The sequence below is a fragment of the Nitrosomonas sp. Nm132 genome (assembly GCF_900100485.1).
Taxonomy (GTDB): domain Bacteria; phylum Pseudomonadota; class Gammaproteobacteria; order Burkholderiales; family Nitrosomonadaceae; genus Nitrosomonas.
Genome location: NZ_FNDH01000001.1, coordinates 125,167 through 146,486 on the forward strand (window position 1 = coordinate 125,167; position 21,320 = coordinate 146,486).

24 protein-coding genes are annotated in these 21,320 nt (G+C 50.0%); 11 read left to right on the top strand and 13 right to left on the bottom strand.

The window, feature by feature from the left end:
- The first annotated feature begins 80 nt into the window (after nt 1-80).
- The 6 genes from BLP80_RS00505 to BLP80_RS00530 all read left to right on the top strand — a co-directional run bounded on the left by BLP80_RS00505 (nt 81) and on the right by BLP80_RS00530 (nt 5,478).
- A complete protein-coding gene (locus tag BLP80_RS00505; protein WP_143002200.1) occupies nt 81-602 on the top strand; it encodes a hypothetical protein in 522 nt (173 codons plus the stop codon).
- 681 nt (nt 603-1,283) lie between these two features.
- The gene (locus tag BLP80_RS00510; RefSeq protein WP_090539061.1) at nt 1,284-1,847 is read left to right on the top strand and encodes an OsmC family protein; all 564 of its coding nucleotides are present in this window, start codon (nt 1,284-1,286) and stop codon (nt 1,845-1,847) included.
- 85 nt (nt 1,848-1,932) lie between these two features.
- Nucleotides 1,933-3,120, top strand: a complete 1,188-nt coding sequence (locus BLP80_RS00515; protein WP_090539063.1) for a flavin-containing monooxygenase — start codon at nt 1,933-1,935, stop codon at nt 3,118-3,120.
- Between the two features lie 62 nt (nt 3,121-3,182).
- Nucleotides 3,183-3,821, top strand: coding sequence for a TetR/AcrR family transcriptional regulator (locus tag BLP80_RS00520; protein ID WP_090539065.1), 639 nt, complete (start codon nt 3,183-3,185; stop codon nt 3,819-3,821).
- Nucleotides 3,822-3,836: 15 nt separating this feature from the next.
- The gene (yut, locus tag BLP80_RS00525; RefSeq protein WP_090539067.1) at nt 3,837-4,796 is read left to right on the top strand and encodes an urea transporter; all 960 of its coding nucleotides are present in this window, start codon (nt 3,837-3,839) and stop codon (nt 4,794-4,796) included.
- A 49-nt stretch (nt 4,797-4,845) separates the two neighbouring features.
- Entirely contained in the window at nt 4,846-5,478 is a 633-nt protein-coding gene (locus tag BLP80_RS00530; RefSeq protein WP_090539069.1) for a hypothetical protein, read from the top strand.
- A gap of 113 nt (nt 5,479-5,591) precedes the next feature.
- Here the strand turns inward: BLP80_RS00530 and BLP80_RS00535 are convergent, their stop codons facing one another.
- The 10 genes from BLP80_RS00535 to BLP80_RS00575 form a co-directional block, all read right to left on the bottom strand.
- Nucleotides 5,592-5,912 (bottom strand): hypothetical protein, encoded by a 321-nt coding sequence (locus tag BLP80_RS00535; RefSeq protein WP_090539071.1) that lies wholly within the window; start codon nt 5,910-5,912, stop codon nt 5,592-5,594.
- Between the two features lie 380 nt (nt 5,913-6,292).
- Nucleotides 6,293-7,165, bottom strand: coding sequence for a M28 family peptidase (locus tag BLP80_RS00540; protein WP_090539073.1), 873 nt, complete (start codon nt 7,163-7,165; stop codon nt 6,293-6,295).
- A complete protein-coding gene (locus BLP80_RS00545) occupies nt 7,162-7,437 on the bottom strand; it encodes a DUF504 domain-containing protein (protein WP_090539075.1) in 276 nt (91 codons plus the stop codon). Before BLP80_RS00545 ends, BLP80_RS00540 begins: the two co-directional genes overlap by 4 nt.
- Complete coding sequence (gene rtcA, locus BLP80_RS00550) at nt 7,434-8,474, bottom strand: RNA 3'-terminal phosphate cyclase (RefSeq protein ID WP_090539077.1); 1,041 nt, start codon at nt 8,472-8,474, stop codon at nt 7,434-7,436. Before rtcA ends, BLP80_RS00545 begins: the two co-directional genes overlap by 4 nt.
- Before the next feature lie 3 nt (nt 8,475-8,477).
- The gene (locus tag BLP80_RS00555) at nt 8,478-9,347 is read right to left on the bottom strand and encodes an NAD(P)-binding domain-containing protein (RefSeq protein WP_090539079.1); all 870 of its coding nucleotides are present in this window, start codon (nt 9,345-9,347) and stop codon (nt 8,478-8,480) included.
- Nucleotides 9,348-9,456: 109 nt separating this feature from the next.
- Nucleotides 9,457-10,569, bottom strand: coding sequence for a glutaredoxin domain-containing protein (locus BLP80_RS00560; RefSeq protein WP_256324894.1), 1,113 nt, complete (start codon nt 10,567-10,569; stop codon nt 9,457-9,459).
- 53 nt (nt 10,570-10,622) lie between these two features.
- Nucleotides 10,623-10,757: a hypothetical protein gene (locus BLP80_RS16030; RefSeq protein WP_256324895.1), complete on the bottom strand. Its 135-nt coding sequence runs from the start codon at nt 10,755-10,757 to the stop codon at nt 10,623-10,625.
- Nucleotides 10,758-10,774: 17 nt separating this feature from the next.
- Entirely contained in the window at nt 10,775-11,356 is a 582-nt protein-coding gene (locus tag BLP80_RS00565) for a DJ-1/PfpI family protein (RefSeq protein WP_090539081.1), read from the bottom strand.
- Between the two features lie 228 nt (nt 11,357-11,584).
- Nucleotides 11,585-12,619 (bottom strand): methyltransferase, encoded by a 1,035-nt coding sequence (locus tag BLP80_RS00570; RefSeq protein ID WP_090539083.1) that lies wholly within the window; start codon nt 12,617-12,619, stop codon nt 11,585-11,587.
- 97 nt (nt 12,620-12,716) lie between these two features.
- On the bottom strand, nt 12,717-13,226 hold the full coding sequence (locus BLP80_RS00575) for an SRPBCC family protein (protein ID WP_090539086.1): 510 nt from the start codon (nt 13,224-13,226) through the stop codon (nt 12,717-12,719).
- Nucleotides 13,227-13,541: 315 nt separating this feature from the next.
- On the opposite strand from BLP80_RS00575, the gene BLP80_RS00580 reads away from it, so the two are divergent.
- From BLP80_RS00580 to BLP80_RS00595, 4 genes are all read left to right on the top strand, one after another.
- A complete protein-coding gene (locus BLP80_RS00580; RefSeq protein ID WP_090539088.1) occupies nt 13,542-14,330 on the top strand; it encodes a M90 family metallopeptidase in 789 nt (262 codons plus the stop codon).
- Nucleotides 14,323-15,330 (top strand): glucokinase, encoded by a 1,008-nt coding sequence (locus BLP80_RS00585; protein WP_090539091.1) that lies wholly within the window; start codon nt 14,323-14,325, stop codon nt 15,328-15,330. Before BLP80_RS00580 ends, BLP80_RS00585 begins: the two co-directional genes overlap by 8 nt.
- An 86-nt stretch (nt 15,331-15,416) precedes the next feature.
- On the top strand, nt 15,417-16,091 hold the full coding sequence (locus BLP80_RS00590) for a DUF4126 domain-containing protein (RefSeq protein WP_090539094.1): 675 nt from the start codon (nt 15,417-15,419) through the stop codon (nt 16,089-16,091).
- 253 nt (nt 16,092-16,344) lie between these two features.
- A complete protein-coding gene (locus BLP80_RS00595) occupies nt 16,345-16,620 on the top strand; it encodes a BrnT family toxin (RefSeq protein ID WP_090539096.1) in 276 nt (91 codons plus the stop codon).
- A 336-nt stretch (nt 16,621-16,956) separates the two neighbouring features.
- Here BLP80_RS00595 and BLP80_RS00600 read toward each other — a convergent pair whose 3' ends face one another.
- A complete protein-coding gene (locus tag BLP80_RS00600; protein ID WP_090539098.1) occupies nt 16,957-17,463 on the bottom strand; it encodes a dihydrofolate reductase in 507 nt (168 codons plus the stop codon).
- Nucleotides 17,460-18,254 (bottom strand): thymidylate synthase, encoded by a 795-nt coding sequence (locus BLP80_RS00605; protein ID WP_090539100.1) that lies wholly within the window; start codon nt 18,252-18,254, stop codon nt 17,460-17,462. The genes BLP80_RS00600 and BLP80_RS00605 overlap by 4 nt, the downstream gene beginning before the upstream one ends.
- A 96-nt stretch (nt 18,255-18,350) precedes the next feature.
- Between BLP80_RS00605 and BLP80_RS00610 the strand changes: the two genes are divergently transcribed.
- Entirely contained in the window at nt 18,351-19,814 is a 1,464-nt protein-coding gene (locus BLP80_RS00610; RefSeq protein ID WP_090539102.1) for a M17 family metallopeptidase, read from the top strand.
- Nucleotides 19,815-19,835: 21 nt separating this feature from the next.
- Here BLP80_RS00610 and BLP80_RS00615 read toward each other — a convergent pair whose 3' ends face one another.
- Nucleotides 19,836-21,215, bottom strand: a complete 1,380-nt coding sequence (locus BLP80_RS00615; RefSeq protein WP_090539103.1) for a transglycosylase SLT domain-containing protein — start codon at nt 21,213-21,215, stop codon at nt 19,836-19,838.
- Nucleotides 21,216-21,320: the final 105 nt, after the last annotated feature.

Consider the following 21,320-nt stretch of genomic DNA (forward strand, 5'->3'; position numbering starts at 1 on the left):
TGATTCACGAGATGTATAATGACAAATTTATGGAAGATATATGGAATTATATAATTTCCTGTTGGGCCTTCAGGAAATCTATGAAACACTCACTCACCATGAAGCATTCACTGACCACGCTCGCCCTGTTGCTCTCGGGATGCGCGACCATATATCAAGCGCCAACCGATGGACCAATCGCGGAACTGGTCTTTGACATCGACAGTGGTGGTGCTTTTCCGGCAGTCGCCATATTCCGAGAAGCCGAGCGCTGTAGCCAGGGCGGCGATGATGTGAAGCTTCAAAAGGTCGGGAAGACGCGCTACCAAGCTTCAACAAAAATACCGGCGAATCGAGACTTAAGCTTCATGGTGTTGAATGTATTTATTTCGGAGTGCGTCGCCATCAGCACGTTCACTCCTGCTGAAGGGCAGCGGTACATCGCTTCGTTCTGGCTCAATCACGCTGAGGGGTACTGTTACAGCAACCTGCACCGCCTGACCGAAGCGGCTCCCGAGCTAGAACTGTCACGCCGACATAGAAAATTTACCCGGCCAATGACCGGGAGTGGAGCCTTCTGTTCAGAGGGTGACGTTCCGCCACGGGCAGCAAATCAGCAATGAAGGCCCAACCAGCGCTTCCAGCGGACGGTCCTCGCGCTGCGCGCTCGGCCCGCCGCTGAAGCGCGGCGTTAAGGCAGGTGGACTATCGTTGAAGTGTTGATAGATGAGCGCTGGAGTTTAAAGGAGGCTACGATGGCAAGCGAACGCGAGAAGATGGTGAGAGGCGAGCTGTACGATCCGCTCGACCCGCAGCTTGCATAATAAGGGCCAGGTCTATAATAAGGGCCAGGTCTATATTTTATATCATAAAATATAGACCTGGCCCCAACATTGTTTCTGACTGTCTCTTGCAGGCATCATCAGGATCGCTTTTCTGCCAACAGGCGCTAGAATTAAAAGTTCTTATTCTGGCAAACAAGCATCCCAATCACCGCTTTCATTTTTCTTTATTCTCGACCTGATGTTTCGTTCAGTCTCGCACTGGCGCCTTCTTTGATCATCACACCACCGAAAAACTCAACCGACCATGCTGCCTTTCTTCATGGCTCATCAACACACCTCGCGCACCCCAGGTCTCTAATTTTCTAGGCTACCCATCTGTTTTAGAAGAGAATTTAAAAAGAGAACGATCGGTATACTTTTTGCGATAAGTGCGCTAGAATGACAATCAGTAAAATATTTTTATCAGGCGGATAAAGGGAATTAATTTCCACCACCTGCGCTCATCATGGAGACTTAGCTATGATTAATTCAACCACCGACATTATCGTGAATGGACTCGACCTGAAACGGATACGGACAGCGCTCGATTCGATCAAAGCAGATGACAAAGGCGATATCGCCAACCCTGGCTACCGGGCGACAGTTGAGTGGGACAGCGGCTTTCATAGCACCACGCACACCACCGATGGCCAGGTGGTGCTTTCCGATGAACCCAAACGCTATGGCGGGGAAGAAATGGGCGCCACACCGGAAGATTTACTGCTGGCAGCTGTGGGCGCTTGCCTGGTCAATACTTATATCGCCGCTTTATCAGCCGCCCGCATCCATGTGGAATCCCTGCGCATGAACGTTTCGGGCCGAGTCAATTTCCGGACAGCCTTTGGTCTGGAGGCAGGCACGCCTGGTTACGAAAATATCAAAATCGTTGTCGATATCCAGACCGATGCCCCGGAAGAAAAGGTCATCGCGCTAATGGACAAAGTATTTCCAACCGCGCCCATCCCGGACACGATCATGCGACCGGTGCCGATCGATGTCGAGATTGTTCACCACGCTGAAGCAACCACAACGCATGCCTCCTGAGTACTTCATCCGCGCATCGGGATTTATGGCAGCCAGTCGCGTGCATTTTTGAGCATGAATAACTGCATATCAAACAAGGTGAACTATGAAAAATAATGATATTCACGATGTAGCCGTGGTCGGCGCAGGCCCGGCAGGATTGTCAGCCGCCTATGAGCTGGCCAGAGCGGGCCTGGAACCGCTGGTACTGGAACGCACCGCTGCGGTGGGGGATGTCTGGCGCAATCACTATGATGGCGTACGCCTGAATTCCGGCCGCTATTTCTCGGCCTTGTCAGGCAGCAAATTTCCCCTCTCCGCCGGCGCCTGGCCTTCGCGCGAGGAAGTGGTGCGCCTGCTGGAGACCTTCCCTGAGCGGGGAGGATTTACAGTACAAACAAACATCGATATCAAACAGGTCAATTACGATCCCGACCGCGACCTGTGGATCATCACCAGCATCGATGGCAAGCGTTTTGAATCACGCGCTGTGGTCATGGCCATTGGCGGGTGCCGCATTCCAGTCATACCCAAATGGGAAGGCATGGAAACTTTCCCCGGCGAGATCATTCACTCCTCGAAATTCAAGAACGCTCAAGATTTTGCCGGCAAGCATGTGCTGGTCATCGGCACCGGCAATTCTGCCGCCGAAATTGCCAGCAGGCTGACCGAACACGCCAGTCATGTCACCGTATCGGGCAGAACGCCCCCGCATATCCTGCCTAAAAGCGTTTATGGCATTCCACTGATCGGTATTGGCGTATGGACCCGCTACTGGCCCGGTACTATCGTGGATCGCATATTGAGCTTCCTGCAGCGCAGCATGATCGGCAACCTGAGCGCGCATGGTCTTCCCTATCCGACTCTGCCACTCTCCAAACAATACGCCATCAACAATGTCGTACCCATTCTCTATCGTCCTTTCGTGGACGATGTCCGGGCCGGCCGGATCAGAATCGTTGGCCCGATCCAGAAAATCACCGGGCGAACCGTACATGTCCTGCGCACGCTGACAACCGATCCCGGCAGCACCCATTCACTCACGACGCTGGAGCCCGATGTCATCATCGCTGGCACAGGTTTTCGCACCGGAATTTCCAAACTGGTTCAAGTGCCAGGCATCACCGACGAGAATGACAGATCGGTTATTTCGGGTGACCAGGAGTTCAAGGACGCCCCCCGCCTCTACTTCATCGGGCAAGTAAACCCATTAAGTGGTCTGCTACGGGAAATCCGTCTCGAGGCTGGCAGAATCGCAAAAAAAATCAAACAACAATTGGCGGCGGGACGATAATAGAAATTTTCAATCAAGCTTCGCTGCCGCTCTGAAGGCGAAGTACCCAATCGATCATTGCTATGTTAGACACCGGAACGCAGGCACGACCCAGACATCATTCACGGAAAGAAACCAATAAAAGAAAATTGCTGCAGACGGCCTGCCGCCTGTTTTGCAAGGAAGGCATACATGCCACGGGCATCGCCAGAATTATCGAAGAATCAGGCGTATCCCGCCGCACGCTGTATCTGCATTTCGGCTCGAAAGAAAACTTGCTCAAGGCAGTATTCGAGGCTGAAGCAAGTATCTGGTTTCGCTGGTTCGATCGGGATTTGCCGCAAATGCATTGCTCTCCCGTTGAGCGTATCCTGGCCTTGTTTGATCTGATGCAGAACTGGTTCAAAAGCGAGGATTTTTACGGCTGCGTGTTCATCAATGCGGTCGCCGAGCACGATAAGGGTAACAGTTGGATACAGGAAATTGCCAACCGGCACAGCGAAAAAATCAATGCCAGGCTGCAAGCAATGGTTGCGCAAAGTGGTATACAGGATCCCGAATTGGTCACGAAGAAATTGAGCCTCCTGATCGATGGCACCATCGTAACCGCGATGGTGACCGGCAATGGCGAAGTCGCCCATATCGGACGACTGACTGCAGAGGACATCCTGCGCAGCGCCCCTTCCACCAATAATCAGGCAACAAAGATGCACTCAATTTAAAAGAGGAACACCACCTTGAACTGGTCATTAAATTTGGACAAGAGGATACCCACACCTCTACGCATTTTGCTGAGGGGGGCCGGACAGGTCGTTTTCTGTAACAACGCCGTCACAGGATTGATCGTACTGGCGGCATTCTACGCGGGCGGAACGATCACAGGGCTGGCTGCAACCGTTGGCTTGATCAGCAGCACTGTGACTGCTCATGCCTGCAGATTCTGCAAAGCCGATATCGAAGCAGGATTATATGGCTTCAACGGTGTGCTGTCAGGCGCCTGCCTCTCAATATTTCTTGAACATACGCCCCAGCTCTGGCTCTATATTGTATTGGCATCCATGCTGTCGAGCCTCATGTGGACAGTTCTGACCAGAATGCTCCAGCTCTTTAACATACCAGCCGCAACTTCACCATTTGTCCTGGTCAGCTGGGTATTTCTGGTAACGATCTACGCCTTCGACAGCTACGCACTTGGCCCAGCGTTACCCGCAGCAAGCATGCAGTCAGCCGTCATGGATATAGGCACCCTCCCTCTGGAAACATGGTTCACTGCACTGGCAAGAGGCATAGGCCAGGTTATCTTTACCGACAATACGCTTGCCGGCGGCATGCTTCTTACCGGAATTGCCATCGCCTCCCTGCGCGGCGCGCTGATGGTGATTGGCGGCGCTTTCATCGGGGTTGTCGTACCCGCAATACTCGGCGTCCATGCAAGTGCTATCGAGGCGGGACTCTATGGATTCAATCCGGTCCTGGTCATGATTGCAATCGGCTGGGTTTTTCTCGAGCCCAGTGCCAAAAGTGCTTTGCTGGCGATCCTGGCTGGTATTCTGGCCGTGCTGTGCCAGGCAGTATTATCCAGTCTGCTGACACCCATGGGCCTGCCCGTTCTGGCATCCCCCTTTATTCTTACCTTATGGGTAGTCCTGTTTATTGCGAGCAAATCCAGATACTGGTTTTCGGCAGCAATGAGTTAAGCAAATTATCCCCTTTTCGACCCCAGCAAACCTTTCCAAGGAGGAGTTTATGACTGCAATCTGGCAAAATTTATCGATACTTACCCGACGCCTTATGATTGCTATCAGTACGCTAATGGGCATTATTCTGATCGGAATGCAGTTCCACGTAAGTTCTCAAGGCGACATGTCGGAAACATACCCCAAAGGGTTTCGTGGTGGTACTTGTACCATTGAGTCTGATACATTGTTAATTGGCTATTCTGCCTATTTTATTCCTAAAAACTATGAAATACCGCAGGATGCCTTAAGTGCAATGTCTGTTCCCATTTTGTGTGGAAAAGTACCCAGCCCAGGCATACTCAGTATCACCATTGACTTACTGTATCCTGTTTCCGCACGTGAGCGATCGGTGGCACTCAGCCTGTTCAGGGAGGTTGATGGCGAATTGGGAAAAGCGCTTTTTTCAATTCCCGCAAAAAATTATCATTCAGGCAGTATTTCTCATGAGATTCACGTGGATGAGCCGGGAGAATACGTGCTTCATCTTTCGGGCGTAGATGAGAATCAGCTGGATTTTAGATTAGTCATTCCGATCACCGTAGGTCCGCAATGGTACGAAGGCATCGTTCAGTTCTGGCCTTTACTTCTGCTTTGCGCAGCAGCTGTCTCTTTTTATAATTTTAGACGAATATTTGATTAATCTCCTTTTGCTGCCAACTTATGTTAGCAGGGTGGGTAGAAGAAATTATTTCTTTTTTCGATTTAGCACCCTGCAAGCTTCCGTATCAATAAAACCAGCCATATACTGGTAGATCAAGCGCTGGTATTGTGCGGCATATCGATGTCTTGAGTGGGCAACAATCCAGTTCGGTCCGCCGTGACCCTGCAGTGTGGCTTATCGCTTGCAATATCGAAATCATTATTCCAGTGAAATGGCTGCAGGTTTTCCAGGGAATCTGGACTGCCTGGTTTAACATTTACGATCTTCCAACCATATTCTGACTTCACATTATTATATTGTTGCCGGTTTATCCACGCGCCACATTGGTCCTTGCGCCACTCGGATGTATCTTGCTCCAGCATCCCTCGTCCTTTTTCCCAGACTGCCTGTACCAGATTCTCATCAATAGCCATTAGTCTTCTCCTTCATAAAAGGTTTTCTTAATATGACCTAATAGTCAGAATAAATGCTTTCTCCTCTACCCTATTGAAATGGATCAATTACCAATCCAGTTTATCATCTACTTTAATATTTGGAAAACAGTATAAGCAACGGGGAATCCCGCTTTCCAGAGGGAGGAATAGTTCGGATTTCTTGAGTGCCAAGGGTCATCAGTATCCTGGTTGATAATGCCTCAGCCGGCACGCGACCTGATAGCCAAAGCGGGCTGCTTTATGCATGGTTTAATGATTGATTGTTCAGTTAGTCTATCGAAACGACGTGATATGTTACGCCAACGAGCGGCCGATTAATGGGAAAGTGATCAGAAATGATCACCCATGCTCCGCTGCCATCACTTTGCTTTCACCAGCACTGCAAGCGCGCCAGCCAGCCCCTCGACCACGCGCGCCATCTCGGCATAGTTGAGCTCTTCAGGGGTGTCGGTAGCCCGATGATAGTGCGGGTAGCGATAAAATGCCGTGTCAGTGACCATTATTGCCTGATAGCCTTCCCGCCAGAATGAGAGCTGGTCGCTCCAGGAAACGCCAGGCACGATGACAGGGCTGGCGAGCGTCTCGAACGGGAAATCCGAGCTGGCAGCAAATGCGCTCGCAAATTCCTTGAGCGCGCGGCGCGATTTGAGGTTGGAAACGAAACCGATGAAGTTACCCTGATCGGGATAGAACCAGTGCATAAAGGGAGGATAGTTCTGGCTGCCTTTCTCATCGCTGTAGCAGCCGAGCATTTCGAGCGAAAGCATCAGGCGGATGTCATCCTTCCGTTCATGCGCAGCGCGTGCATAGACCTTGCTTCCCATTTCACCGAAATAAAAAAATGGGGGCTCTTCATTCACGAATGCGACCAACCGCAGCGTGCGCTCGGGTTTGATATCAGCGAGAAGCCGTGCGATCTCGAGCAGAGCCGCGACGCCCGAAGCGTTATCGTCTGCGCCCGGGCTGCCCGTCACGCTGTCGTAGTGCGCGCCGACGAGCACGATCTCATTTGTCCGTACATCACCATGAATCTCGATCTCAAGGTTCTCGCTCCATACGCCGCCCGCATCATAGCCCTGGGCGTGGATCTCGTAGCCTAGCTGGCCCCAGGTATCACGGATATAATCAGCAGCGGCATAGAGTGCCTTCGGCAGCCACACGTTGCGCTCGCCAATTTCACTGGCGAGTTTCTCAACATGCACCTGCAGGCGCTGTTCGAGTAATGGTTTCATTTTGTTTTCCCTCCTATCCCTGGGTGCCGTTCCCAGATGAGCACCCCATTCCGCCATACTTTCCGCACCCGATGAAACGGCACGGTGTGGCGTGTGCCATCGTCCTCCTCCGCCTCGAAAGCGAAGTGCTGCCCTGGCTCGATGTCTATCCGTTCGAGCGGCACGCGCTTAAGCTGGTGCTCGATCTTATCCTCGTAGGCGAGCTCAAATTTACCCTTGCCGAACTCGGGGTCCCAGCGGATGCGCGCGAGCAACTCGTGAATCGGCATCATGACCGTTTCTCACATGGTATCACGGTAATGTATGCAAGCCCTGCCAGTTCCGATATATCGAATGCCACCGGCAGAAACTGTTCGATCAGCCACATCGCCGTGCGCGCATGCAGCGAGACGCTACGGGTACTGAATAATCCACCTCCCGCAAGCGCAAGATAAACAAGCATCTGGTCAGCCGCGTGCACATCGAGCGCGGCGCCCGCTGCAAGGTCTGCAGCAAGCTCCTCCCCCACCGCCTCGCCAAGCACCTCCGCGGGAACCCCCCGCTCCGCGACGCGTGCCGCGCCCAGCACGGTATGTTCGCTCTCAGCCCAGCACACGATCGCCCCACCGGGGCCGAAAGCTGCTTCGTGACCAAGGACCTGTGTCCCGATAATCGCTTGAGTGGCATATACACCAAGCCGGTCGAGTGCCGACTGCTTCATCCGCAGTGCAATGTGCTCAGGAAGATTGGCTACATGGGCCACCCCGCGGATCGCCTGGCTGTGCCCGCATGCGTCAAATACCGCGGATGCGAGTGTTGCTGGCCTCACTGTAACCTCCAACTCGCCCCCACCCCGTGGGTAGTAGCCGCGCCGCAGCACCCGCATGGTCACCCGCGCACCGAGCCGCCCGATGAGCCGGATGAGCACTTCGCACAGATAATCCGCAGCAGGCGCCCGCCGGATGTCGGTGCCGCCCGTAATATGCACTTTGCAAGGCGTCGGTGCCGTCAGCATGACTGGCAGCAGCGCCTGCAGCACCAGTGTGATGCTACCCGCAGTGCCGACATCGAAGCGGTACTCGCCACCGCGCAACGCGGCCGGTTCGAAAGCGATTTCTTGTGAGCGCAGGTTGAGCCCTGCGATCTTGGCGTTGCAGAGCTGACCCACCGCCTGTACACCAGCGAGGTGCTGCGGCGCGAGACCAGGCTTATCGCGTCGCGCGCGGATATGGGCGATGCACACCCCGATGCCGGTAATGGCAGACAGCGCCACGGCGAGCCGCAGTAGCTGGCCGCCGCCTTCGCCATAGCTGCCATCAATTTCGAGCATGCGTTATCCCCACAGGGAATAGCGATGCGCACCCGGCTTAAGGCCCGGAATACGCTTTGCGGCATCGACCATGACCCGCGCAGTGAATGTCGGCACGTCAAACCGTCCCTCGAGCAGCAATGCGGCGTGCGCGCCTGTGCGCTCCGTGCCGACACGTTCGAGCAGGATGCCTCGCTCCTCCTCAAGGGCAGCGATGCTGTCGACTTCAAACACGCAAGTCTGTTCGCCTACGAAGAGCGGATCGGCAGCCAGCGCCGCCTTGACCGCTTCGAGTGAGGTTCCCGCCGAGCCCTTTGTACTCTTTACAAGTTCAACGTAGACATAGCGGGCCAGCTGTCCCTGCGTATCGCGCGTTTCGGTGGCCAGCGCTCCCTTCACGCCTTGGATGCTTTCTGCCGCTTCGGTATGATGAAGGCTCGCGCCCGGCCGGTTAGTACGCTTGGTGTAGCCATCAGGAACCAGTGTCGTGAACGCGCCCTCGAAAAGCGGCAGGATACCGGGATTCCATCCCGCCCCAACAATGGCAGGCACACTGTGGTGACGCGCCGCATCGCCAATCGCACTGTAATGCCTCTCAAGCGTAGGCCCTTCGAGCACCGCGCATTCGACGATCGGGATTTGCGCCTGCAGCAATTCTCGCGCAACACCGAGGACAGCACCTGCAGGCACGCAGATCAGCGCCATGTCGACACGCTTCAGATCACGAACATGTGTAACTACCGGGACCTCGCCAAGCGGATCGCGCAGTTTCATCGGCGAGCTCGGGCGTCGTACCACGCCAGCCAATGCAAGCTCGTCCGCATGACGCAGCGCCAGTGCACAAGCGCCCCCTACCCGCCCAAAGCCGATGATTGCGATATGAAGTTTCACCATATGGATATTCCTCCCTCTTCCCTCCGTATTCGTAGCTTTGGGCACGGACCTGGCTGCTAAGCTGCTGTCAACTACCAGCAATAGCTGGCGACGGTATCCGTTTACATGACTACACCAACCACTCCGGATGAAAAATCAGCATACCTCCCAATCCCAGCATGACTAACCCGCTAATCAATTTGAGTAAACGACCCGCCCGTTCTGTAAGTTTATGACTGCTCAATGCCATCACAGCCATTCCGACCATGAGTGCGTCATCAGCCAGATAGCCGAGAATATAAAGACCCAAGTACGCCTGATAGGTGATTGGATTTAAATCCTGCTGCGTGAGTATCGCCGTATAGATAGCCGGGAAACCCGCTGTACAAAGCAATTCGATAAAATTAACCATAACAGCCAGTATGGTAACGGCGGTCAAAGCAGGTAATGTTCTTTCTTCAGCCAGAATCGCTCTCATCCGGGCATATACGCCGGGTTTGGCGGAATCGGGTATGGATAATGAAAAACCCTGTTTCCATGCGATAAAATCCTTCACGTTTAATCCGCCAATCGCTAACGCCATGCCGCCCAGCGTCCATCTTATTGCGGTCGAAAGGCCGACCAATAAAAAAATATTGAGCCAGGCTGCCATGAATGCATAATAAACTGCACCGCTAACGATAACGAAAGTGCCTGCAATAAGCGCCATTTTTTTGCGATCTTGCAGATGAATCAGCATGGATAACAGGAATAACAGCACCCACATCGCACAGGGATTAAAACCATCGAGCAAGCCTATTGCCAAGGTAAATAACGGCAGACCTAGATTTGAGACGCTGAGCGTACCAAATAGCGTGGTTTCAATATGATCCGGTTTCGTTTCTTTGTGCTCCACCGCCTGATCTACCAAAGATGCCAATACCAAGCCCATGTGATCCGCATTATCGAAACCAACAAGCAACTGATCTCTGAAGAGAAAGGAAGGTACCCCAGGAGGCCAAACACCCGCTCTTTGAGAATACCGCACCAGATCATCACGAGCATTCTCATCATGATCTACAGAACGATAGACAATCTGTAACCAGGGTCGCTCGCCTCTTAATTCTATAAGAAATGCTTTAGCCTTCGCACAATGCGGGCAACCATCCCGAATAAAAACTTCAAGTACATTTTCTTTGGCAAGCGGCGGGGTGGCTTCACCCGTAACCATTGATGATTGAAAAATCAGCAATACAGTAAACAAGACACCTCTTGCAAACAGAATACAGCGATTTTTGCAGAGGAGATGATGCAATATCACGTAGGCACCTTTCGGGCACCCTCATTCCAGCCGGCAATCGCCCTCCCTGCACCCAAAGCTGCTTTATGACCGGGAAGCTGCGCCTTAATGCTTGCTTCCACACCATCAGCGCCAAACTGATACGCCCCCACGAAATGCGTCCCTGTCTCTAGGGTTTAATTTTCGTTCCCAATACTTGCAGGAATTTGGCGAGCCAATCAGGATGCGCAGGCCAACCTGGAGCCGTGACCAACTTGCCATCGACGTGAGCCTGGTCCATTGGAATATCCACATACTGGCCGCCGCCGCGCGTGACATCCGGCCCCACCGCCGGGTAAGCAGAACACGTCTTACCCTCGACGACTCCAGCTGCCACCAGTAGCTGCGCACCGTGACAGATAGAGGCGATGGGCTTATCTGCCAGCGAAAAGTGCCGCACCATCTTGATGACTTTTTCGTTAAGGCGCAGGTATTCCGGCGCCCGCCCACCAGGAATAACCAGGGCATCGTAGTCTACGGCCTTGACCTTGGCAAAAGTCGCGTTCAGCGTAAAATGATGGCCTGGCTTTTCGCTGTACGTCTGGTCTCCCTCGAAATCGTGTACTGCCGTACGCACTGTCTCGCCTGCCTTCTTGTTGGGACAAACCACGTGGACGGTATGCCCCACCATCAAGAGCACTTGGAAAGGCACCATCACCTCGTAATCTTCCACATAATCACCGGCCAGCATCAAGATCTTCTTTGCACTCATCATGAACTCCTTTCTATTGTGTTTTTGAGTTGTCTCTCTAATAACTATTGTAACGAATAGGCTGTGATGATGAATCGGCCGGCCGTCAACTGATCCAACCGACTCTGGGGAAACGACGGAAAAGCCAATTACTGCGCTTTATCGCTTGTCCGCCGATCGAAGAGATAAGAAGCTGCTTCCGAAAAATGGCTTTTTGTCAGTACTTTTTTCAGAATCCCAAGGCAGCGTCTAAGGCTTGAGACCGGTTACAATGCTGTAATAGCCAAAGGCTTTATGGATCTGAATTTCCTCAAATCCGATTTCCTTCAACATCGCAGACAATTCCTGGCCGGAATATTGTTTGCCTTCCGTCCAGCCCATCATCATCATGCTGAATGCTGCGGAGGCAAAGGGGCCGGTTTTGTCATCGTTATAGAGCATCTCATGGATAACGATCCGCCCTCCGGATTCAAGACTGTTGAAGCTTTTCGCTGTCAAAAAATGACATTTTTCTGGCATAAAATCATGATACATGTTTGAGAAAAAGTGAAGATCCGCTGTAGGCCACCGATCCTGCCAGATGTTCCCTTCGCATGTCTTAATGCGATCTTGTAATCCGTACTCGGCAATATATCCTTGAGCGACTTCACATACCTGCAGAAAATCCAGAATGAGCGCTTGTAAATGGGGTATTCGCAATGTGGCGCCAATCGAATGTGCACCAGATCCCCCTCCAATATCGAGCATCACGCGGTGCCGGGAAAAATCCATGACGCCCGGCCAGAAGAGAGCTGAGGCCATACTCATGCTATGCATGCCACAGGTGAAGCGGTGGAGCAATTCGATTTGCTCTTCATGAGATTTAAAAATATCACCTCCTCCATAAGCCTGAGGCGCATCGGTGAGAATAGCCTTTTCCAGGCCGGCAAAGGTACTCACCTGATAATTGTCGATCATCAGATCCCAGAAAAATCCGAAGTAACTTGGACTGCTTTCGAGCAGATATTCTTCGGTAACCGGCGTCAGGGCATAGCGCCCCGTTTGCAAAGACAGGAAGCCCAAGGCAGTCGCCGCCGTCAATATTGCCTCGGCCGGACGCGGCTTAATGTTCAGTGCATCGCAAATTTCCGGCAGCGTACGCGCCCCCTCCGCCAGCAAGGAAAAGACCTTCAACCGGTGCGCCAGGAGCAATGCTGGATAACCATAAATCGCAAAGATCACATCCCATACCGGGCGATCATCGACTCGCGGTACCTGAATGTTGGATAAAGTATCTTGCGCCATCACGCCTCCTTTTACTTCCATTGACTGGCAAAACCGGCCAATCGTAGGTATTCATTATTTATTAACCATCGTTGGATACTTGAATTTCTATACCGCATCAGTTAGCAGAAGTTCCCATGGATTTCTCAGTCTCAACCAGGCGTTTGATATTCTGAACGGTTCGCTCAGCGCCATCTTTTATGGCAGCGCGCACTAATGCCTCGAAGGGCCGCATGACTACCAACAGCTCAAGCAACTCAAAAGTAAACGTCAGCTTGGTTGATTGCTCAGGATTGGCATCCTGCAACTCATAGGTACAGCGAAACGGATCAGACACGCCAACCAGCGTTAAACGCTCACCCGGTTTATAAGCAAAAATTTTAAAACGGGATTCCGTACGACGCCCCTGATCGACGCGCACTTGCCGCCCTATCGTTCCCAGGTGCACCGGGCCAGGCGTAATTTGCTCAAGCTCTTTGACCTCCGGTGACCATTTTGGATAATTCTGAAACAGATCTTCGCCAAGATATTTGAATAACTCTCTGGCTGAACATTCTACTAAAGTAGAAGCTTTACCAACGACGGGATCAGTAGAACCCAAGTTGAGCATGGAGCCTAAATTGAACATGTTACATAGTCCTTTCTGGCTGGGTTGATGTCCGACTCAGCGTCTGTGAAAACGAAGTTTCGATAAAACGAAGTCTCGCTAATAAATCCACCGCATAGCACTCACTATGACTTGTTTACGATCTTCCAGCTTATTGATTGACAATCAATCCAAACCTTAAACGAATCGAGGATCAGTTTCAAGCTCTCCGTATAAAAAAATGCAGCATGGATGAATCAGATCTTGGGTTAGAAAGTAACAGAATGATGCAAGATCAATGGTATAGTCTGGCTGTTCGTTCAATTAAAACTTCATTTCAAGATATCCTAAAAACTTATGATATGGAGTCTGAAAAATTGGCAGCGACACGCTATCCTCCAGCGTGAACCGATAACTGAAGCCATCTGGCGGGATGTGCTGGCGCGATTGCACTTTCTGCGTGGATTGACCCAGTCTGAAATCACCCAGCTGCGGCAATGGGCAACTATTTTCTTGCATGACAAGCATATCAATGGCGCACAAGGTTTAACCATCACAGAAGAAATGCGCGTGACGATTGCAGCGCAGGCTTGCATCCTGATTCTGAAGCTGGACTTGGATTATTACCACGACTGGCTAGAGATCATTGTCTATCCAGGAAAATTCATTCTTGACCATGAATATACTGACGAACAGGGTATCGTCCATGCCGTGCAGATGGTGGCATCCGGCGAATCCTGGCTCGCTGGACCGGTCATCCTTTCCTGGGAAGATGTCGCCGATACCGATAATAAACGGGGATATAATGTAGTCATACATGAATTTGCCCATAAGCTGGATATGCTAAACGGTGCTGCCAATGGTTTTCCTCCGCTTCATAGAAATATGGATCCGCAGGCCTGGACTGCGATCTTCAGTGAAGCTTTTGAGGTTTTCTGCGAGCAGGTCGAGAGAGCGGATGAGTGGGTTATCGACCCCTATGCCGCCACAAGTCCTGCCGAATTCTTTGCGGTATTGAGTGAAGCTTTTTTTGTCAAACCGTGCGAAATAAAGCAATTTTTCCCGCGGGTCTACCAGCAGTTGGCTGCATTTTATCAGCAGGATCCGGCGATGCGCTGGACAACAGAGGAAGTGGCTTATGAGTAACTATTTGATTTATGGTGATATAGGCGGCACCAAGACATTATTACGCATAGCCGTATCAGATGGGGACAAAACTAAATCCTATTACGAACAGCGATATGACAGCCAAGCTCATGCTGATTTCAATGAAATACTCGCCGATTTTCTTGTTAATGCAGGCATGGATAAAGCAAAGCGCTATCCAGCATCAGCCTGTTTTGCGATAGCCGGGCCGATTGTTGCACAACAGGCCAAATTGACCAATCTACCCTGGTTAATGGATGCAACGGCCCTCTCTGCAGAATTTTCTATTCCCAAGGTAAAGCTCATCAATGATTTTGAAGCCGTGGCACTTGGTATTGAAATATTGTCCCAGGATGATCTGGCAACACTGCAATGTGGGGTAACGAATTCACCCGCAATGCGCGTCGTGCTAGGCGCTGGTACCGGCATGGGCGTTGCCTGGCTTCATTGGCAAGGAGATCGCTATCTCCCGCTTCCCACCGAGGGAGGGCATATCGATTTTGCACCGACCACCCCTCTGCAGATGGAATTACTTAATCATCTGACAAAAAAATTCGGCCATGTCTCGATCGAACGGGTTCTTTCAGGGTGGGGGCTAACCAATATTTTCAATTTTTTGCAAGCCGATGCCACCAGGTTTCCTGGTATCGCTGTAATGGAATTGACAGAAGACAGCGGTGCCATCATCACTAGGCTGGCATTCGAACAAAAGCATCCGGTTGCTCTGCAAGCGCTGGAATTATTTGTTGAAATCTATGGCGCCTTTGCCGGAAATCTGGCGCTCTTGGGATTATGCCGGGGCGGTGTCTATATTGCCGGGGGAATTGCGCCCAGAATCATCGATTCCCTGAAGAAAGGCAGCTTCATGTGTGCTTTTCGGAACAAAGGACGTTACACAGGGATGATGAGTGAAATTCCGGTCCATGTCATCACGAACCCTCAAGTGGGTCTATTGGGCGCTGGACTCGAAGCGCAACGGCTGATAGATACTGCAATTTAACATCAATCCAGTCGCTTTTATCGCTCCCCTGAAAAACCTCACGTATTTCCTGCTATAAACAATCACATTATTAAAGAGCTATTAATATGAATGGGTACGAAGCCTTAATCGCCACCCTGGCGCTGACCATGGGCACATCGTGGGCAAGCGGAATCAATTTGTATGCAGTCATGCTGGTGCTGGGTATCGGAGGCGCTACTGACAACATTCACTTACCGGCGGAGCTCATTGTTCTGGAGAATCCATTAGTGATCGGTGCGGCAGTGCTGATGTATGTGATCCAATTTTTTGTCGATAAAGTGCCAGGTTTGGATAGCGCCTGGGATACCCTGCACACATTCGTTCGTATCCCTGCGGGCGCCATGCTGGCAGCCGGTATGGTGGGGGATGTTTCCCCCGCTCTGGAAATAGCCGCAGGGATTCTAGGCGGCGGGGCTGCCGCCACCAGCCACGCCACCAAGACAGGCACACGCTTAATGATCAATACTTCACCAGAACCGGTAACGAACTGGTCTGCCTCCATCAGCGAAGATGTGCTGGTGATAGGAGGCTTATGGACTGCATTGAATCACCCGGCGCTATTTCTGGTGCTGTTCATTATTTTTATTGGCTTGGCCATCTGGCTATTGCCCAAATTGTGGTACTTGATCAAAGAGGTTTTACTCAAAATAGGCAGGTTCTTTGGAATAGCAAAACATAACGTTGTTGAAACCAGCCATGCTGCTGTGCCGGGGGCCGAAACCAACAAACCCGACAAATAAAATAGCGGCGACCTAAAAACGACTATTCCCGCCGCCGCAAGTAGCGAAGAGTAGCGAAGAATTGAAGCCGAAGAGATTAAATCGATGAGAAAACTTTCGCATTCTATTCGGCGCAATCATCGCTATCGCACTCGACCTCAGCACTTTCATGACAAAAAGGTTTTGTCTGACTTTAATCGCTTCTCCTCCAGACAGGAATATCCATAACGCCATCGCCTTGAAAGTATAGATAATAATCTATATTATCTGGGTCATGAACGTTGTGTGGAATGAGGCCAAGCGACGAGCTAATCTAAAGAAGCACGGGCTGGATTTTACTGATGCTGAGCTGGTTTTTTCTGGGCATACCCATACCTTGACCAAGCCAGATACACGATTCGCCTATGATGAATTTCGATTTTCCACGATAGCTTTGCTTGGGATTAAGGTAGTGGTTATTGCATACACTGAGACCGTTGGCGAGATTCATATTATCTCTATGCGAAAGGCGGAACGTTATGAGCAAAAAAACTACTTTGCCAGCATCTAATGAAGCGGATGATGCTCCTATCTGAACAGATGATGACTCTAACTCTAACCCGGATATTTCATAAATTGGCACGTGCCCTCACTTATCTTTTGATTAATAAGAAAGATTTTGCTCAGTCGGGTGTATGAATCACTACACCACTCCCTCTCAAAACTTCCCTATTAATCAAAATCCTGCGTGATCATCACGCGAATTTATGAAATATTCGGGCTACGCACTTCAGAAGCGATGAATCAGTGAGACCAAACTTGATCGTTCCAGCCACACCAATGCATAACCTTGCGCATGCTTTTATCAGCCAATGTGGACAAATGAGGAAATGCTTGCTTTACCCACCTACGCAGGTTTGCGATCGAGCACCACAAAATGGTATTCGAGCCCACCGTCTTCTTCCTGGGTATGCATTTCGCGCGAGACTTCATACCAGTCGTGTCGGTTAAATTCTGGAAAAAAGGCGTCTCCTTCGAACTCTTTCTGGATTTCGGTTAGATAAAGGCGCTGGCAACGCATTAATGTTTGCTGATACAGCTCCGCTCCGCCAATAATAAATATTTCCTTATCCTGATAAGGCGAGCAGGCAGCCAACGCCTCTTCAACTGAGCCTATTACTGTCGCGCCTGAAACCGAAAAACCTGATTGTCTGCTAACAATCAGGTTAATCCGCCCTGGCAACGGCCTGCCAATCGATTCATAGGTTTTCCGTCCCATGATGATGATCTGACCCATGGTAAGCGATTTGAAGCGCTTGAGATCCGCCGATAGATGCCAGGGCAAGGCGTTATTCCAGCCAATGACGTGATTGCTGGCCATTGCAGCCAAAATGGATAAGCGCGGCAAGTTCATACTGCAACCGGTGCTTTAATGGCTGGATGGGGATCGTAATTATCCAGCATAAAATCTTCATATTTAAAATCAAAAATATTTCTGACCGATGGATTGAGCTTCATTGCCGGAAGCTTTCTGGGCTCACGCCCTAACTGCCCCCGGGCCTGCTCAAGATGATTCAGATAGAGATGCGCATCGCCAAACGAGTGCACAAAATCACCTGGCTTTAAATCACAAACTTGCGCAATCATCAGGGTCAGTAACGCATAAGAAGCGATGTTAAACGGCACACCCAGGAAAATATCCGCACTACGCTGGTAAAGTTGACAAGAAAGCTTGCCATCGGCGACATAAAACTGAAACAGCACATGGCAAGGGGCCAGTTTCATTTTGTCCAGATCATGGACATTCCAGGCAGAAACAATCAGCCGCCTCGAATCAGGCGTTTTCCTGATTTGTTCGATGACCTGTGAGATTTGATCAACTGAATTCCCCTCCGGGCTTGACCAGGAGCGCCATTGATGACCATAAATAGGGCCCAAATCGCCGTTCAGGTCGGCCCATTCATCCCAGATGGAAACACCATTTTCCTTGAGATAGGTAATGTTGGTGTCGCCACGCAGAAACCATAGCAATTCATGAATAATCGATTTGACGTGGCATTTCTTGGTCGTTACCAGCGGGAAACCCTGTCCCAAATCAAAGCGCATCTGATAGCCAAAAACAGACAGCGTACCGGTTCCGGTACGATCCGATTTTTGATGGCCATGCTGAAGCACATATTGCATAAGTTCAAGATATTGATGCATGCGTAATGAACAAAAATAAGGCAGTAATAAAAAACCATGCTAAACATCGCTAGGATAGCAGATATAATAGCGCCAACTATACTGGCAGGGACTCTAATGCTTGCAACACTTTTACAAAACAACTCACCTCTCGATGAATCTATTAAAACCACACACATTCTGGTGCTCCTTCCCAAGCTAGAAAAACTGCCCAGCAAAATTAATCTGCCCGGCGAATATGCACTCAACGCGTTGCTGCTTCGGCGTGAGATGCAGGTATACCAGATTAGTGAGACACCTGTCTGCGCCAATTTACAAAATGGTGCGCTTTGTACCTGGGCAATGGTGGATTTAAATAAATCCATATTTGAGCAGCACACTTATGTTCGCAAAGCCTTGCACTTATTATTGGAAGAAGGGCCTGCCCAGCTCCATGTGTCGGTTCATGGCAATGCGCACCAAAAACAGATCTTGGCAAAATTGGCAGTATACGTCTCCTGGATCAATGGCGCAGTTTTACCGGTACGTAAACTTAAGCCTGACAGAAAACCACTCGAGTCGATCATTCTCCATGGGCACGAAGACCCCGATCATTTCTTACCGTTACGCGCACAAGCAGAAGGAAATCTGCTCGCCCGCGGATTGACTGGATTGCCACCCAATGAGCTAACGCCCAAAACCTATCGGGAGCAAATCGAAAAACTCGCAATCAATGAAAATTGGAAACATGAAGAATATGATTTATCGATATTGCGGAAACTGGGTGCGGGTGCATTTGTTGCGGTAGCGCAAGGTAGTGACACGGAAGATGCCGCTATCGTGCATTTACAGCGGCATACCGGCAAAAAACCGAGTAAAACAATCGCACTCGTCGGTAAAGGTATTTGCTTCGATACCGGCGGGCATAATTTAAAACCCGCACGCTTCATGCATGGCATGCATGAAGACATGAACGGCTCGGCGGTCGCTCTGGGCGTTTTATTGGCGGCTACTCGGGCTGATCTACCCGTCAATATCGATTGCTGGCTAGCAATTGCACAAAATCATATCAGCCCGCGCGCTTACAAGCAGAATGATGTCATTACTGCATTAAATGGCACAACGATAGAAATTATCCATACGGATGCGGAAGGCCGCCTGGTACTGGCTGATACCCTGACTTTGGCAGAAAAACAAAAGCCTGACCTGATTATCGATTTTGCAACCTTAACAGGCAGTCTTTATACCGCACTGGGATCGCGTTATAGCGGTATCTTCAGTAATCGCGAGCATCTGATCCAGAAGGCGCTGACTGTTGGAAAATCAAGTGGTGAACGCGTTTGTGCTTTTCCTATGGATACTGATTACGAAGTCGACCTTGAAAGCAAAATTGCTGATATCAAACAATGCCTGCTGGATAGCGACTATGATCATATTCTTGCAGCCCGTTTCCTCAGTCAATTTGTCAATGAGGTGCCCTGGCTGCACATGGATCTCTCCGCATGCAATCATAAAGGCGGTCTCGGTGCTGTTGGGACGGATATTACGGGTTTTGGCGTTGCCTGGGCGATGGCGTTCCTCCAAAAATTTCTTACAAGCTGATTGATAAAATTGACCTTACTTCTAAGAATTTCCAGCTAAACGGATTCTATTTGAGCTACTCAATCTGAGGGTAAGTTCCTGACCAATGGAAAGGCGCTCGCTATTACCATTCCATGATTTGATTTCTTTTATATCAATACCATATCGTTTGGCTATATCGTCTAAAGTATCACCCTTCTTGACTATATAGATAATTGAGTCATTCAATAACGAATTAGTGTTATGCTGATTGTTATCTTGTGCTAGATAATCATTTTCCCTGGTTCTATTTTTGCTACGTGGTACTAATAAAGTTTGTCTCTTTTTCAGGGTATCATTTATGGAAATACCATTGATCTCGGCAAGCTCAGCCACATTAATCGCGTATCTACTGGATAAGTCCTCGATTGTTTCTCCTTCCTTTACCTTATAAACACGCCATGAAACAAGCGATTCATCGTAATTCTCAAGATTGGCTATGAAGGTTTTCGCCTTATTGACCGGTAACAAAAGCGTACGGGGCGAGTCATCAATTCTGATAATAGGCCTATGGTATGCCGGGTTAAGTGCGGTGAATTCTTTTTCTGGCACCCCTGCAAGCTCGGCTGCCAGTTTCACATCGATATGTTGAGTAATTTCAACTTGCTTGAAATAAGGTCGATTAGGAAGAGGTTTAAGCTTGACACCGAAATTTTCTGGATTAGCAATAATATTCCTTACGGCAATGAGTTTCGCAACATGATTTCTCGTTTCATTGGGTAATTCAAGGTCACGAAAGTTAATACCATCATTCTCCTTATGATTTTCATCTATGGATCTTTTTAGCACGCCCTCCCCACAGTTGTATGCAGCCAACGTCAATTTCCAATCACCAAACATTTTATAAAGCTTCTGCAGATAGTCCAAGGCAGCTCGTGTCGCCGCAACAACATCGCGACGCTCATCATACCACCAGTTTTGTTCAAGGCCGAATGCTTTACCGGTAGAAGGAATAAGCTGCCAAAGACCCGAAGCATGGCGGTGAGAATAGGCTGCTGGATCAAACGCGCTTTCTACAATAGGAATAAGCGCAATCTCAGTGGGCATGCCACGCCGCTCCACTTCTTCCACAATATGAAACAAATAGCGCCTGCTTCGCTCAACGATGCGATCAATATATTTTTGATGGCGCGTAAAATGGTTTTCATTATGGCGTACTTCCTGGCTGCGCATACCAGCAACGGCAAAACCACTGCGTATACGTGCCCATAAATCATCCAAATGCTTATCTGAACTGGCAGAATCCCTCTTTATTACTGAGGTAGAGCGGTTTTTATTATTTTCTAAAGTTCCCTGCGCTTCTGCCGCAGTTGGTAAGAAAGCCAATATCATACTGGCTATAAGTACTAATATCAGATTTGGTATGTTTTTTGTTTCTAGCATGAGTGTGTTGCATCCTTAATTTTCAAAATGATCGATATCTCTGAAAATTCAGATTCGATCATGCCTGCATGACTTACGACTCGACCTCCGCCGACTATTAGTCAG